At 39.0% G+C, this 16034-nt stretch carries 10 protein-coding genes; all 10 read left to right on the top strand.

The genetic code is table 11. From position 1 onward, the window contains the following. Positions 1–878 precede the first annotated feature (878 nt). Positions 879–1337, top strand: coding sequence for a hypothetical protein (locus tag QL229_RS18310; protein ID WP_138558574.1), 459 nt, complete (start codon positions 879–881; stop codon positions 1335–1337). A gap of 29 nt (positions 1338–1366) precedes the next feature. Continuing rightward, positions 1367–2359, top strand: a complete 993-nt coding sequence (locus QL229_RS18305; protein WP_138558573.1) for an ATP-binding protein — start codon at positions 1367–1369, stop codon at positions 2357–2359. Between the two features lie 9 nt (positions 2360–2368). Further along, positions 2369–4894, top strand: coding sequence for a S8 family peptidase (locus QL229_RS18300; RefSeq protein WP_138558572.1), 2526 nt, complete (start codon positions 2369–2371; stop codon positions 4892–4894). A gap of 63 nt (positions 4895–4957) precedes the next feature. Next, positions 4958–5089: an RHS repeat-associated core domain-containing protein gene (locus QL229_RS18295; RefSeq protein WP_212748204.1), complete on the top strand. Its 132-nt coding sequence runs from the start codon at positions 4958–4960 to the stop codon at positions 5087–5089. 385 nt (positions 5090–5474) lie between these two features. Next, positions 5475–7064 carry a Na/Pi symporter gene (locus tag QL229_RS18290; RefSeq protein ID WP_138558571.1) on the top strand — a complete coding sequence of 530 codons (1590 nt, stop codon included), beginning with the start codon at positions 5475–5477 and terminating at the stop codon, positions 7062–7064. Positions 7065–7595: 531 nt separating this feature from the next. Next, entirely contained in the window at positions 7596–7775 is a 180-nt protein-coding gene (locus tag QL229_RS18285) for a hypothetical protein (RefSeq protein ID WP_138558570.1), read from the top strand. A gap of 636 nt (positions 7776–8411) precedes the next feature. Continuing rightward, the gene (locus tag QL229_RS18280) at positions 8412–12218 is read left to right on the top strand and encodes a glycosyl hydrolase (RefSeq protein WP_281547267.1); all 3807 of its coding nucleotides are present in this window, start codon (positions 8412–8414) and stop codon (positions 12216–12218) included. 298 nt (positions 12219–12516) lie between these two features. Further along, positions 12517–13383 (top strand): hypothetical protein, encoded by an 867-nt coding sequence (locus tag QL229_RS18275; RefSeq protein ID WP_199526767.1) that lies wholly within the window; start codon positions 12517–12519, stop codon positions 13381–13383. A 9-nt stretch (positions 13384–13392) separates the two neighbouring features. Continuing rightward, the gene (locus QL229_RS18270) at positions 13393–14475 is read left to right on the top strand and encodes a DUF4785 domain-containing protein (protein WP_138558568.1); all 1083 of its coding nucleotides are present in this window, start codon (positions 13393–13395) and stop codon (positions 14473–14475) included. A gap of 590 nt (positions 14476–15065) precedes the next feature. Beyond that, complete coding sequence (locus tag QL229_RS18265) at positions 15066–15647, top strand: ACP phosphodiesterase (RefSeq protein ID WP_138558567.1); 582 nt, start codon at positions 15066–15068, stop codon at positions 15645–15647. The last annotated feature ends 387 nt before the right edge of the window (positions 15648–16034 follow it).

The raw sequence follows: 16034 nt of genomic DNA, 5'->3' as shown, positions 1-16034 counted from the left end.
TGCTCAAATAGATTTCTATACAGATTAAAACAAAATGTTAAGAATTAATACATAGTTAGTATGTAAATTACTTGAAAAATAGTGTTTTGTTTAAAGTTCCCTAACAAAATTTTCGACCTTAGCCAAAAAGTTCTTTGTTGTGGTCAGACGCTTTATGTGAATAAATAGATGATAAGGGTGCTCCAAATAAAGCTGTAATTGAGATTGCTGAATTATTATAAACTCTAAATTACTGTAACTTGTTGTAAATTAAGTTGTTTTTTAAATTCCCAAACTTTAATTATGGCTAACATTTAATAGTTCATTTTTAACAAAAAGATTCCCAATCTATAAATTAAAATTTGACGACGGAAAATAGGTCTTTTGAGGGGGCATTTTCCCAAACTTAAATAAACCTGATCATGATTAAATTCAAATGCCAAAAAGCCGTTGCAGCAATGTAACGGCTTTTTTGTTGGAGAAAAGCTATCAGCTTTCAGCCGTCAGCTGTCAGATTAAAAATACAAGTTAGTAAGTTAGCGAGGGGAAAGGGGAAAGTTACGAGGAACGAGTTTCGAGTTGTAGGAGGCGTTTTTACCCCGAAAAAAGAGTTATTAGATATCAGTTGTTAGAAGTCAGATTAAAAATACTAGTTAGCGAGTTGCTAGGGGAAAGAGTAAAGGAGCTTTAAGCTATAAGTTTGAAGTTAGACGTGCCTGAATATTGCTGTGGTTAACCTCGATCCAGTAGGCGTGAAATTTATTTCGCGCGAAGAAGTTAGAGAAAAGTCAAAAAGCAAGACCTGACCCTATGTGTTCATATCCAGCATACTTCGCATAGTTGTCAAACTGATTATATAGAAAATCCATCAAAACTGTGCTAATTTTGTCGCAGTTTTGATGAAAAGATCGCAAGCCGTTTTGATTGTATTAAAAACAAAAGATATATGTTCTGCACTTACTATAAAACGCCACCATTTGAGAATGTGGACAGATACTTTGCAGCCATACTGTAGTCAAAATACTCAGGAAAGATCTGCTAGAAAGTTTGATACTGGCGATTTGATGTATTTTGCAACTATTAAACATATCGAAGATAAGTTTGGGATACCAGTATCTAAGTTATCTGATATATCGAAAAGTATTTATGATACAATCCGAAGCCCTCGAATAATGAGCTCTCAAGAGCTGATTTATTTGAACTTTGAAAGTAATAAGTGTCTTTTTGCTGATTCTTTGGAAAAAAAAGCAGAAGGACTATTGATTGATACAACTTGTGTTAAGAATCTTGTTTGCGAATTTCTGGGGTTAATCCCTAAACAGTCTGAATTGCATTTAGGTTTAACAAGAGTAAGCTAATTAGCGTTTATTTTATGGAATTTTAGATCATGGCTACGGCAGAACAAATTAAAGCTTTATTGAAAAGTCATGTAGAACGTGATGATAGTCGCTTTTACTCCGTTGCTCTTCAATTGGCCTCCAAGGAAGCTCGAAAGGGGCACGTTAAATTAGCTGACGACATTAAAAAAATAGTAGAAAAATCGCAGTCAAATAATATTCGCTCGATTGATAATCAGCCTGTACCTTTAAAAAAGGTTAACGTTGGTGAATTGCAGGGGTTACTTGAATATAAACCTCAGTCTGTAAGGTTAAATGATCTAGTTCTTCCCGAAGAGATAAGCTCAAGATTTGAAAAAATCATTGTAGAACAAAGACAGAAAGATAAGTTGAGTAAGTTTGGGTTAACAGCTAGCAGAAAATTAATGTTTGTTGGTCCTCCCGGAACGGGGAAAACTATGTCGGCTTCCATGCTAGCGACCGAATTAAAGCTACCAATTTATACTATCGTTTTAGATTCATTAATTACTCGCTTTATGGGTGAAACTGCCACTAAACTGAGAGCTATTTTTGATCATATAAGCCAAACTAGAGCAGTATATTTATTTGATGAGTTTGATGCGATAGGTGCGCAAAGAAATGCCTCTAATGATGTTGGCGAAATTCGAAGAGTGCTGAATTCATTCTTAATGTTTGTAGAGCAGGATTCATCCGACAGTATAATAATCGCTGCCACAAACCACCCTGAACTTTTGGATAAAGCGCTTCATCGTAGGTTTGATCACTTCATAAACTTCTCAAAACCAGACTCTATGCAAGTTGAGAAACTGATTGTCCAAAGTTTAAGTTTGTTTGAATTAGATAGCTTAAAATTGTCACAAATAGCTGAAGTAGCAACTGGATTAAGCTCTGCCGAAGTCACTAGAGCATGTGATGATGCAGCGAAAGAAGCAGTATTACACAATGATGCGGTACTAACCCAAGAAATATTATTTGAAGCATTTGAAAGAAGAAAAACAGGAAAAGCGCTGTTTACATCATAGGAGTAATTGATGACAGAAAGGAAGCGCCATATTCAGTTGGAAGGTTTTTATTCCAACGAAGATTATAAATCTAAAAACAGCCTAAGAACCGCACCAGTACCACTTAGAAACAGACAGCAACAAGCTAGTACTCTTAGTGGTGAATATAGCAGAGCAATTCAGCAACACGCAGAGAGAGTTGCTGCTAGATCTGAACCTATAACGGATGAATTAGGTATATATGTCGAGCTTATAGGGTTCGAAAACATTCCATTACCATTCGATAGTATTGATAATCGTGATTTTCATCTATGTAAATTAACAAAGCATGATGATATCGAAAGCGCCTTAGTTTTCATTCCTGAAGCAAGAAGAAAAACCTTCCAACGTAAAATTAACGAATACCTAGATGATAGTAAGGTTAAGTTCAATAAAAATCTCAATGAAAATGCACCAAGAAACCATAACTTTATAGATAGCATTAGCAGTGTAAAGTTAGCTAATTTACATTCTTTTTGGACAGATAATCCAGAATCTTATCCCGACAATAGGGAGCGCAAGATATGGTGGGAGCTTTGGCTAAAGAAAGTAAATGAGCAGCAAGAAAGTGATATAAAACAAGGGTTAGCTCAACGATTAGAAATTCAATTTTCGGATACGTCACAAACTTTTTTTGATACCTCAGTTTTTCTTGTGTACGCAAGCATCAATCAATTAGAGAGTGCAATTGATTTAATTTCTAACCTGAAAGAATTGCGTAAAGCGAAGGAAGTTCCCAATCCAATTATTGATAGTGATTCTCACGAACAATTGGAATGGGCAGCAGATATTATTGGTCGAGTTTCGGTCTCACCTGACACTGAAACGTCAGTGTTGATTTTAGATTCAGGTATAAATTACGATAATCCACTTTTGCAGCCATTTTGTAATAGCGATTTTTCTGAAACATGGAAACCAGAATGGGCAAAGTACGATGTGTATGGTGCTGGAATTCCTTTTCAGCCACATGGTTCATTACAAGCAGGTATCGCTGCATATGGCGATTTACTGGAAGTAGCGTTGTCGAATGAGTCAATCGAAAGTTCATTTGTACTAGAGTCTGCACGAATATTGCCACCTAGAGGAGCTAACGATCCTAAACTCTATGGTGATATTACTCTGGGTACTTTATCTAAGCTGGAAATTCACAGACCAAATTTTAAAAGAGTATACTCTTTAGCTATAACAACCGAACCAGAATATTTAGGTGGCCAACCTTCATCTTGGTCGGCACAAATAGATGATGCCGCTTTCAACCTAGATGAAGATTTGAGTCGATTATTTGTGATTTCAACTGGTAATAACCGTGAAGTTAATGAGCTAACTGATCATTGGATGCAAGCAGAATTGAGCCAAATAGAAGATCCTGCTCAATCATGGAATGCTTTAACTGTTGGGGCTTATACCGAAAGAACGACAGTTGATGAAGAAGGCTTTGAAGGTTGGTCAGCGTTAGCTGAGTCTGGAGACTTAAGCCCTGCGGCAAGGACATCTAGAAACTGGGGATGGATAAGGCAAGCTCCATATAAGCCAGAGATAGTCGCAGAAGGAGGTAATCGTCTAATTTCACCAGATGCTACTGAGGTGAGTGATGCTGATTGTGTCTCGCTGCTAACCACTTCAGGACGATCCACTATTCAATTATTTGAGACCAACAAAGACTCAAGTGCTGCAACTGCTCTTGTGTCAAATTATGCTGCTCAGTTAATGGCTCAGTACCCGTCATTGTGGCCCGAAACGATCCGAGGATTGCTAGTTCACTCAGCCCGTTGGACCACCAAAATGTATGAAAGATATGGTGTTTTACAAGCTGAACATTCAACTAAAGTAGCCAAAGAGACTATGTTAAGAGCCGTTGGTTATGGGGTTCCAAATCTTGAACGAGCCATGCATAGTATAAAAAATGAATTCACAATGGTTTCTGAAAATACTATCAGGCCATTCATAAAGAAACAGGGAGCATCACCTTCAGATGATCCAAAGCTTAACCAAATGCAATTGTATCAATTGCCTTGGCCTTCTGATGTACTGAGAGCATTGCCAACTGAATTAGATGTAAAACTTAAGGTAACGTTATCTTATTTTATTGAACCAAACCCAAGTAGAAGGGGCTTCAAAAAGAGGTATAGCTATCAATCTCATGCATTGCGGTTTGAGGTAATCAAGCCGGGACAGCATATTGATAACTTTAAAGCACAAATAAACGCCTTAATGGTAGATGATGACTATGATCGTCCTGAAGGCGATAACAGTGGATGGACATTTGGTAGCTCTTTGAGAAAAAGAGGAAGCATTCACTCTGATGTCTGGATTGGTTCTGCACAAGATTTGGCTGATATGCACACAATTGCAATTTGCCCTGTAGGTGGTTGGTGGAAATATAGAACAGGTATGGATCGTTGGCAGAATGATGTGAGATATAGCTTGTTAATATCGTTGGAAGTACCTGATACCGAATTGGATATCTACTCAGAAGTTGAAACAATTATTGAAAATCAGGTCTTGGTAACCGTTTAATATTACGAGTACTTTGAATAATTATTTCACCAAATGTTTGGATCGTAGTTCGTACTAATTTATATGCAGGCACGATACTATGATCCAGTCATAGGTCGTTTCTATTCAAATGCTCCTGTTGGAACTGTGGATCACCTAAGTGGATTAGGTGGGATAAATGGATTTAATAGATACGCTTACGCAAATAGTAACTAAACATGGGGTCAGATCTTTCTTTTTCCTAACCCCTTTACCAACCCACAACCGACACTATGCACCTAGCACCTAGCTAACATGTGTTCTTAAACTGATAGCTTACGACTGAAATCTCTTATGTTTATCGCGCGAAATAAATTTCACGCCTACGGATGAGCATTTCAATTTAACTTTGCGCAGGCACAATCTAATCTGACTTCTAACGACTTATATCTAATATCTCCTTTTTTGTTCGCCGTTAAAACGCCTCCTACGACTCGAATCTCGTTCCTCGCAACTCGTCCCTAAAACCAGTTACTTTGTTTTCGATCATTGCGCTATAAGGTACTCAAATCTATACTTTTTGTATCGATCTTGATTAACAATATCAGCACTTTATAAGCGAATGGAAAATCTTAATATAGCCATGGCAGGGCTAACCGCCATTATCCTTTTTATTTTTGGGCTTGAGAACTTTTCTCGGGAGATCGAGAATATATCTGGCGAGCGCTTTCGTAAATCGTTAAGTCGCGCGACTAACATTCCTATTTTTGGGGTGCTAATTGGCGCTGTGGTGACGGCCTTTATTCAATCGAGTTCTGCGACGTCGGTGATCACCATAAGCCTGGTTAATGCGGGTGTGTTAACGTTTAAAAATAGTGTCGGTATTATTTTTGGTTCAAATGTGGGCACTACTATAACGGCTCAGCTGGTGGCTTTTAAGCTGACGGTATTTGCTCCTGTGATCATTATTATTGGCTTTTTTCTGTCGCTGACTCGCAATCGCTTTTCTATTTTTGGTAAGGCGATTTTCTATTTCGGTTTTGTGTTTTTTAGCCTTAACCTGATTTCTTCATCACTTGCACCATTACAAAACAATCCTGCATTAATTGAGATTTTAACGCAGCCGCAAAACCCGCTTTTGGCGATTTTAGTGGGCTGTGTATTTACTGCTATGGTGCAGTCGAGTTCGGTCACAACTGGGCTTGCCATTGTTTTTACTCAGCAAGGTATTTTGGGACTTGAGAACGCGGTACCCATTATTATGGGGGCGAATATTGGTACCACAGCAACTGCAATGATCTCGGTGTTTGGTATGGATATCGCAGCAAAGAAAGCGGCGCTGAGCCACCTGTTGTTTAATGTTGGTGGGGTGCTTTTGTTTCTGCCTTTCATTTTATTGTTTGGTGATAAGTTAAGTGAAATTACGCTTGATCCCGCTGTCGCACTGGCAAATATTCATTTTATTTTTAATGTGGTTGCTAGTTTAGTTTTTATTGTTTTTGTTAACCCTTTTACGCGCTTTGTCGATTTTTTGCTTGGTGAAGGAAAAATGGACTTTGAACGCCTTGAATTGCCCACCTACCAAGAAGATGAAGAGTTTCAGCATGTCGTTGATAAGTTAGAATCAGGTAACCAACAACTGCTTAACTTCTTAAAAGAAAACTACAATCAGGTCACGCTGAGCTTAGAGACCAACTACAAGGGTATTCAAGATACTGCACAAAAACGCTTGGAATATGTCAGTTTTGTTGAGAAGGAATACATCACTTATTTCACTACTATTGTTAGTAAAATCAATGACGAAGAGCAGTCGCGAGAGTTAATGCTGCAAATTAACCGTTTTGATTATTTGTTCCAAATTCATGATTCCATCATTGATCTGTTTGAAAGCAAGCGGATTATGAATGAACAATTTATTGAATTAGAAAGCGATATTTTGATTATGATCCGCGAACTTTCGAGTGATACGCTGACCTTGTTCACCCATACCAGCGAGAATTTAGAACAACCTAAAAATGACGAAATAGATAAAGCAGCTAGGTTATTGCAACTGCATCTGAATCAGGCGCAGCGTAAGTTATTAATGCTACTTGCTGATACCAACAGAAAAGATGCCGGTACACTGACAAATTTCGTCACCTATTCCCAGCGCCTGAAAGATAAACTGCTGAACTTACATAAAATGTATTCACGCAAAAATGCCGAGTTGTAGGAGGCATTTTAATGCTGAAACCCAACAAGTTAGCAAGTTACAAGGGGAAAGGGTAAAGGGGCTTGTAGGTTTAAGTCATAAGTTTTATGTTAGATTTTGCCTGAACATCGCCAAGGTTAACCGCGATACCAATGACGTGAAATTTATTTCGTGCGTCGTAATGAATTATGTTTCCCTCTAAAGCAGAGCATCTTTTGTCCTCTTTGTGATTATTGCAATCTCGGTGTAGCGCGAAGCGCCTCGGTGTGCTCTGTGGTTCAATCTTTTTTGCATAAAGCGTAACGGATGTGAAAGAGAAGCCCCTCCTAAGATTCAAGTGCCTATGAATGGAAAAACGTTTTTCGTTACAGTTATTCTTACAATTGCTCTTTAATATACTGTAATTTCTTTTTGTGACGTCTCTTATACCTTTTAATAACGAGGGAGCTAGTTTTAAGTTGCTTACTAAAGAATAACACCGCTAGTAATAAGTTAAACAAAATAAAAAAGCTAGATAACTTTAAAGCATTAACAGATTGGGAATAAAGTTCAGTGGATAAAATTATAAAAAAAGTAAAAAGTGATATTGAAATCGCTGTAATAACCAGCCCTTTAAAAATTTTTATGACCCAGGTTTTACCAATAGATAAAAGTACACCAAGTGTTATACATGCACATGTTCCAGAAAAGAAAATAATTACTCTAGGTGTCAGATCTTTAAATGATTCATGAGACCAAAGAACCATTAATACTAAGAATGCAGCTGATGAGTAGCTAAAAATACTAGCAACGATAGATAAAGCGCAAGTTAGAATGTATTTAAAATTTTGCTCGATTTCAATCAAGGGGTATTTTTAGTCTTCACTCTCTTAGTTTTCATATAAATTAATTTTTATTTAATCATTATAAATCCTTTTAGTGAATTCGATAGCTTTGTTCTTTGTAAACCTTTTTACTAGTTTTATTATTTTGATACAGAAAATGTAATTGGTTTTGTTTTTTTGATGCTATGTTTTTTGCTTTTCATTTTAATTTTATAAGGTACTGTTTTAAAAGTTTAATATGTAAATTTTTTGTTTTTTCATAATTTAAATAAGCATTTAATTGATGTAGTCATTGCAACAGGTTAAAAACTAAGCTACAAATTAAAATGCTTAAATGTAAGCGCTTTCATTTTTGTTTTGTATTTAGATAAGCCTCAACCCGGCAACGCTATATTAAATGTAAGCGAGAGATTTAGAGGAATAAGTAATTATGGAGAATAATAATGAAGCAGAGTTTACATACATTAATTTTTATTAAAATCAATTGGGTAGGGAAGTTAATACATATTCAAAATGCTGCTCGCGAATATCAAGGAACTGAATTATGAAATTATTTTCAAAAACAGCTTTCGTGTTAGGGATGTTGTTGGTTGGCTACTTGCCAGCATCAAATGCTGCTTGGGAGGCAATCAATGACAATATTAAAATTGGCCAAGGTAAGCGCACCTACAATAAGAGCGAGAAAACATTAGGTGTTGTCGTTAAAATTAAAAATGAAAGTAATAATCAATATATTGAACCCTTAAGGTTAGTTATCTCTCAAAGTAGTCATAATGTCATAAACCAAGATGGGATTACCGAAAGTGGTTTACCTTATATTTTGCTAGAAGGTGTTATTTTACCGAGAAAAAAACTACATACATTTCTTGAGTTTTCTTACACACCATCGAAGCTATTTTTTGATGGTTACTTAGAGCAGTATATTGAAGACCCTGAGCCAGAAGATATTACGCCACCCGTTATAACTTTAGTGGGTGATGCAGAGTTTGCCCATGAACAAGGCACTTTGTTTGTTGATCCTGGTGCGACAGCTATTGATGATAAAGACGGTTCCGTTGATGTTGTTGTTGATGGTACTGTTGAAGAAGTTGCCGGTAGCTATACCTTAGTGTACTCAGCCTCGGATGTAGCTGGTAATAGTGCTTCAGTATCGAGATTAGTCACCGTTGCAGATACTTTATCACCAGTAATTACATTATTAGGCGATCGTGAAATTACGTTAGCCTATGAACAGAGTTATGTTGAACTTGGTGCTACAGCCTTAGATTTAGTTGATGGTGATGTCACGGTTGATATAAGCGGTGAAGTATTAGCAGAACCGGGGGAGTATACGATTACTTATACTGCATCAGACTTGGCTGGTAATTCGGCGACAGAAACGCGGTTAGTGACGGTGTTGGAAGCACCAGTCTTTGAATTAATCGTGCTGAGAGGTGGTGAAGTTGGCCAAGAGTGGGACCGTAAGTTAAATGCGTTTGATGCAGCTATAGGTTACGCTGAATGCAATGAAGATGGTGGTGCGGGTTGTCCAAGTATTAGTTGGGAATGGGTATACGATACCGAGCGTGGTAACGTACTACAGATTTCACATGCTGATAATAATCAACTAGCGGGTTTCTTTATTGGTTCGTCAGATGCTGTAGATCTTTCTGCTTTTGAAACAGGGCAATTAAAATTTGATGTGCAAGTTGTCAGTGGTGATAGCAATATTACTTTCAAATTAGATTGTTTTTACCCATGTACGTCTGGTGACTATCCAATTGGCGAGAAAGGTAAAGATGGTTGGGAAACGGTTACTATTGACGTAGCTGATTTAAAAAATCGCGGCTTAAACCTTCAACAAGTCAACACTGGAATTGTTATTTGGGCAAGCCAGTTCACTAATACCGTATTTAAGTTAGATAATATTCATTTTATAGGGAACAGTGATGTACCGCCTCCGCCACCACCAGTTGATTTTGAATATCAAATATCAAATTACGGTTTAGGAACAATTTCAAATGCAATAAACCCGAACAGTTATCGCTGTGTCGTTGATTACGGTAACTGGATTTACAACGCTGGTGTTGTTGAGCCAGCGATTGATGCATGCGATGCTCTAACGGGTATTCCAACTGGCACTCCCAAAAAACGCTACCCTCAAGTTATTGGTGATGCAGCGACCAAACCGACACCAACACATAAGTGGTGGGGGTCAGTCTCATTCCTAGGGGAAATGACAATAGGCGATCCAAATGATGGAGCCTATATTACGCCAGATCCTATCACTGCCAGAATTACTGATCGCGGGTTTAGGATGATGGGTATTCCGGCTGGGTTGCGTACTTCGGGTAATAGTTTTGGCTATCAAATCCCAGATCCATTCAGTGAAGTATTTGACGGTTTAGCAATTGCCAATAGTATACACAGCGATTTAAACGCTTATGTTAGTGATTCTAGCGATGCAAGTGTCACTATTCAGTGGCTAAATAGTGACGAACTTGTGGTAATGCAAGCGACTTTTGTTCACGGATCATCTTATGTTTACCTTAAAGCATTTGACGGTGACTTTGTTATAAAAAGCTTGCGAGCCGATGGGGGTGAAAAAGGTGTTTATTTTCAAAAAGACAATCATTTGGGCATATGGACTAATGTCGCCGGTAATCACAATAACTTCTTGATAAGCGGCGAAGGTACAACGGTATTTGAAAATATAAGCTCAAATAGTATTGGTGTAATCAACGAAGCGAAAGAAATTACTGTAAGCTGGTTACCTGTGCTGAATGCAACACCTACTGAAGCGCAAATAAATGCCTTTGCTACATTAGCCCGAAATGTTGTTAACCGAGTTGAAATAGATTACGCGGTAGATAGAAGGGATAACAGTGTGACTGTTACTCACCGTTACTTTGATGCAAATAGCCAGCCTATTTCGACGCTTGTAGGACTACAGCCGCTGCATTGGAAAAATGCAAACCTAGCAACTCAATACCCAGTGCGCTCAGCTCGTGGTATTACTAAGTATGCTCAAGTCAGCGAGTTTTCATATAAGTTACCTTATGTTGGGGTACTGCCTAGTTTGCCAACGCTTTCTGACAGTTTGGATGAACAAACCTTTGTGACCTTACTTGATGAGTTTTTTACGATTGAAAAAGCAATGTGGAATACCAGAACTGATGCTTATTGGTCTGGTAAAAACTACAGCAAAGTTGCCGAGTTAATTGCATTAGCTGACCAAGCAGGTATGCAATTACAAGCAAACGAGATGCGTAATTGGCTCAAAGCAGAGTTACAAGATTGGTTTACTGCAGAAACTAATGATGCGTTAGATGAAGTGAAGTACTTTGTTTACGATAATGATTGGAATACGTTATTAGCGCTTGAAGAGTCATTTTCATCGCATCAACAATTGAATGATCATCATTTCCATTATGGCTACTTTATTCGCGCTGCGGCCGAAATTTGTCGCGTAGATAAAGCATGGTGTAGTGCAGATCAATTTGGTCCTATTATCGAATTATTAATCAGAGATTTTGCCGCAGGCAAAAACGATGAAATGTTTCCGTATGTAAGAAACTTTGATCCTGCTAACGGTTTTTCATGGGCGTCAGGTAGCGTTAACTTTGTTCGAGGTAACAACAATGAATCTACCTCTGAGGCTGCTAATGCGTACGGATCTATTGTTCTATATGGATTAATTACTCAAAACGAGGAGCTTGTTGAAAGAGGAATGTATTTGCATGCATCCACCTCGGCAGCATACTGGGAGTATTGGAATAATATTGATGGCTTTGCTCAAATGAATGATGAAGCAAATAATTTTCCTAATGATTATCCATATATCACAACATCGATTATTTGGGGTGATGGAGCTGTATTCTCTACTTGGTTTAGCGCAGCTTACGCGCACATATTAGGAATACAAGGATTGCCAACCAATCCGCTTATTATGCATGTAGGCTTATACAAAGATTATATGAATAACTATGTTGATCTTGGTTTGTCTGAATCGGCAAATAATTTGCCGTCAGGGTTAATACCTGGCCAATGGCGAGATATTTGGTGGAACTTGATGGCAATGACTGATGCAAGCAGCGCTATTGATGACTACAACTCAGTTGATAGTTACGAGCCAGAAGTGGGAGAAACTAAAGCTCATACTTATCACTGGATCCACACTTTAAATAGTTTGGGCCAAATTGCTACAGGTACCGGTGCGTTAACTGCTGACCTCCCTAGTGCAATGGCGTTTAATAATGCAGGTGTAATAACTTATGTTATTTATAACTACAACGATACCCCAGTCACAGTTTCCTTCAGTGACGGTACTGCAGTGATTGCCAATCCTAACCAGTTCACAGTTTTAAAATAATTACGATATTAATACTTAGACATCACTAAAAAGCCCATTTTTAATGGGCTTTTTTAACTGAATGTAAGCGAAAATAAACGAACATAGACATCAACTTTTAGTAAACAACACAATTTTTATATACCTAGCATCTCACCCCCTCTTTTTCTCCTAAAACCTAATAATTTGTACTTAAAAAACACCCAAAAGTTAAATTATTGTAAATTTATTCTTGCTTTCGTACCTGTTTGGTCTATGTTTTTGGTCGGAGGTCACTCCTCCAACCTGATAGATATAATTACAATCAACAGGAACACACATGAAAATAAAAACACTCTCACTAGTGCCAGCTTTAATGTTGGCAGCGGGTATCAGCCACAGTGCTTTTGCTGCGCAAGGAGTCGCATTTGTGCACGGTACAGGCCAGCAAAGCGATGCGTATAATGACTATTGGACAGGCAGTTTTGTCGACACAGTTCGCCAAGGTTTACCAAACAGTAGTAATTACACGGTCATTAATTGTGATTTTGATCAGTATATGTGGGCAGATGCGGCATCTGGCTGTTTAGCAGGGCAGCTCACTACATTTATCAATAATAAAAACATCACTGATTTAACTCTGATCACCCATTCTAATGGCGGTAATGTAGTGCGTTGGATTTTATCTAACCCAACATGGGATAGCCGTTATCCAAATATTATTAGCAAAGTCACGCGTACCATTGCTCTGGCTCCTTCAAGTGGTGGTACGCCGTTGGCTGATGCAGTTATTGCGGGTAATTCGTTTGAGCAAAGCTTGGGTTGGCTTTTAGGTTACGGCAGCGATGCAGTAAAACAACAGCAGGTATCTTGGATGGCGTCGTATAACGCACAGTGGTTGTATGGCACACCGAACCGCCCAAGTTTACCGTCTCGATTCGAGACCGTGGTGGGCAGTGATGTTGAATCAGCGGTATGGGATAGCGACAGCTATTGCGGTGGTTATCAAAATCAAGTGGGCCTTGAAGTAACACAAAACTGGTTAGACAGTTGTTCAGATGGCTTTTTAAATTGCAGTTCTCAGTCGTTAGCTGGGGTGGTGTGGTTTACCGATAAATCACGAACTAAAGGCCGTGAACCTTTGAGTCATCAGCAAAGTCGACGCAACTGCTTTGGTTTGCCAGACATGCTTAAAAATCGAATTTAGGAGCCCGCTATGATTAATAAGTTAACCACACTCGCTGCTGCAATGATGCTTGTAAGCAACGCAGCACAGGCTAATGAACAAACGGTTTATCAGTTTCCTCAAGTTCAACCAGCATTGAGCGCTCAACTTGAAACACTAGAGAAAGACAGCGTTGAGTATTGGCAGAAAGTTTCGGGTAAAGAGCTTAAGCGCGGCGTGCCAGTATTTGTAAACCAAGCTGATAACTTTATTCGCATTGCGCCAAAAGCACGCTTTGATAACGGCGAAGTATTTAAGCCCCATGGCCTTAAGCTTGATAAGTTGTCGGTGCGTGATGACAACTTTAGACAAATGCCAATGCAAGCTATGGTTGCACAAGAACAAATGGAAAATGCAGGATTTAGCGATGGCAGCGTTGGATTAAAGCTTGGTCAGGTAAATGGCAAAGCAATGTTAAGAACAAGCCAAGATCTTAACGACAACGACACCTACTTGCTGCATGTGATCGAAAAAGGCTCGAGCAATGCTTTACATGCTAAATCGCAGTTTAAAGTAAAAGATCAGCAACAACGTGTTGCTATGCAGCTAAGTATGGGTAAAAAGCGCTTTAAAGATAGTGATGTGAAGTTAACGCTTTCAAGTCCTGATGGCGAAAAGCTAGATGTACGTTACGAAAATGGTGAAGCCGTATTTAATTACCCGCTTGAAACCTTAGGTGCAATAAATGGTTACTATGAGCTTGAGGCCAGCGTAGACACTAAAGTGAATGGTCAAACGGTAAAACGCTCTATAAAAATGCCGTTTGTGCATAGCTCACAAACCATCAGTATGGATAAAGCCAAAGTAACAGCGCTTGGCAATAATAAATACCAAGCCAAGGTACCGGTGCAAGTGACCGACTCAGGTCGCTACGCCATTCGTGCAACCTTAACTGGCAAAGGCGATAAAGGTGAACGCATCAAACTAGCAACGGTTGAAGTAGCAAAACAGATTGATAGCTATGATAGTTTCACCATGCCTTTTGCGGTCACCAAAGCAGCCAAAGCCCCATATGAGCTGGTGGATATTGAACTTACCGACCAAACGCGAATGTTAAAGTTTGCTGGGGAGTAAAGGATAGCTCTTATTGTATGTTGGGTGGAGCGAAGCGAAGCCCAACAAGTTAGCGAGTTACAGGGGAAAGGGGTAAGGTACGAGTTTCGAAGTGAAGAAGGTGTTTTTACGCCGAACCGGTAGCAGCGGGTTTACCCCGCGTAATTTACAGTTTTTCTCTGTTTAGCGCGAAGCGCCTCGGTGCACTCCGTGATTCAATTTATTTTTTTGCACAAAGAAAAGAGAATGAGAAGTGAATGAGATAAACCAAAAGAGTATTTTGTTTTTTCCTCTAAAGCGCAGCGTCTCTTATCATCTTTGTGAATATTATTTTTAAATGCTGTTTTTCTCAGTGTAGCGCGAAGCGCCTCGGTGTACTCTGTGGTTCAATATTCTTTTGCACAAAGAGAAGACAATGAGAAGTAAATGAGTAACCCAATAAAACTATTAGTTACTTTCCTCTAAAGCGTAGCGTCTCTTATCACTCTTTGTGATTATTCAGTGAATTACGCGATATAAAATCGCTTCTAAAATTTTGCTAACTCGCGCCCCTAGACCCTTTCACGTGTATTCTTTTACAATGCATAAAATGACTTAATTTAGAGAATGCGTTGAACTACTTGGCCCACCTTTACTTAGCACAACCGACGGCTGATTCACACTTTGGTAATCTGCTTGGGGATTTTGGTGGGCGTCGGTATTCAGCGCAGTTACCTGACGCGGTTAAAAATGGCCTTGAAAATCATTATTTGGTTGATAGGTTTACCGACTCACATCCCCTTGTAAAAGAGGCTAAGCAGTATTTTTCGCCAGCACGTAAACGCTTTGCAAGTGTCGCGATTGATGTGGCGTTTGATCACTTTCTTATTCAGCATTGGCATCGCTTTAATGATCAGCCATTAGCTGAATTCAAACAGCACAGCTATGGGCTTTTAAATGCGCGCCAAGCCATGATGCCTTCACGCATGCAGCAAGTTGTGACCAGTATGACTAATAATGATTGGTTTAAAGAATATGAAACACTCGATGGGGTCGGCCTAGCCCTTGATAACATCGCCAAGCGTATTCGTTTTGCTAACAACTTTGAAGGAGCGGCAGACGATATTGCCCGTCATTATCAGCAATTAGACGCGGTGTTTTTAGCGTTTTTCCCCGATCTGGTTGAGCACGTGAAGCTAAAGGGGATGGAATGAGTTGGCGAGTTTCTAGAGTAAAGGGGAAAGGAGCTATTTGCTGGTAGGTCGGGTAGAACGGAGTGAAACCCAACAATTGAACCGGTAGCAGCGGGTTTACCCCGCGTAATTTACGGTTTATCTCTGTGTAGCGCGAAGCGCCTCGGTGAACTCTATGGTTCAATTTATTTTTGATGCACAAAGAGAAGTGAATGAGATAAACCAAAAGAGTATTTTATTTTTCCTCTAAAGCGCAGCACTTCTTATCCTCTTTGTGACTATTATTTTTAAATGCTGTTTTTCTCTGTGTAGCGCGAAGCGGCTCGGTGAACTTATATGGACTCCCCGTTTTTTGTCAACGGAGTATTTATTAAATAAAGATTAGATGCTGGCTTATATACGGACTCT

This window comes from Pseudoalteromonas sp. PAR1 (genome assembly GCF_947311895.1).
In the GTDB taxonomy this organism is placed as follows: domain Bacteria; phylum Pseudomonadota; class Gammaproteobacteria; order Enterobacterales; family Alteromonadaceae; genus Pseudoalteromonas; species Pseudoalteromonas lipolytica_C.
The sequence above is the reverse complement of the archived record's forward strand: the minus strand, read 5'-3'. Positions and strand labels throughout refer to the sequence as shown.

Bases quoted from the DNA above. Each gene is read 5' to 3' on its own strand.
- QL229_RS18300 (WP_138558572.1), top strand. From the start codon at position 2,369: ATGACAGAAAGGAAGCGCCATATTCAGTTGGAAGGTTTTTATTCCAAC.
- QL229_RS18310 (WP_138558574.1), top strand. From the start codon at position 879: ATGAAAAGATCGCAAGCCGTTTTGATTGTATTAAAAACAAAAGATATA.
- QL229_RS18290 (WP_138558571.1), top strand. From the start codon at position 5,475: ATGGAAAATCTTAATATAGCCATGGCAGGGCTAACCGCCATTATCCTT.
- QL229_RS18270 (WP_138558568.1), top strand. From the start codon at position 13,393: ATGATTAATAAGTTAACCACACTCGCTGCTGCAATGATGCTTGTAAGC.
- QL229_RS18280 (WP_281547267.1), top strand. From the start codon at position 8,412: ATGAAATTATTTTCAAAAACAGCTTTCGTGTTAGGGATGTTGTTGGTT.
- QL229_RS18295 (WP_212748204.1), top strand. From the start codon at position 4,958: ATGCAGGCACGATACTATGATCCAGTCATAGGTCGTTTCTATTCAAAT.
- QL229_RS18305 (WP_138558573.1), top strand. From the start codon at position 1,367: ATGGCTACGGCAGAACAAATTAAAGCTTTATTGAAAAGTCATGTAGAA.
- QL229_RS18275 (WP_199526767.1), top strand. From the start codon at position 12,517: ATGAAAATAAAAACACTCTCACTAGTGCCAGCTTTAATGTTGGCAGCG.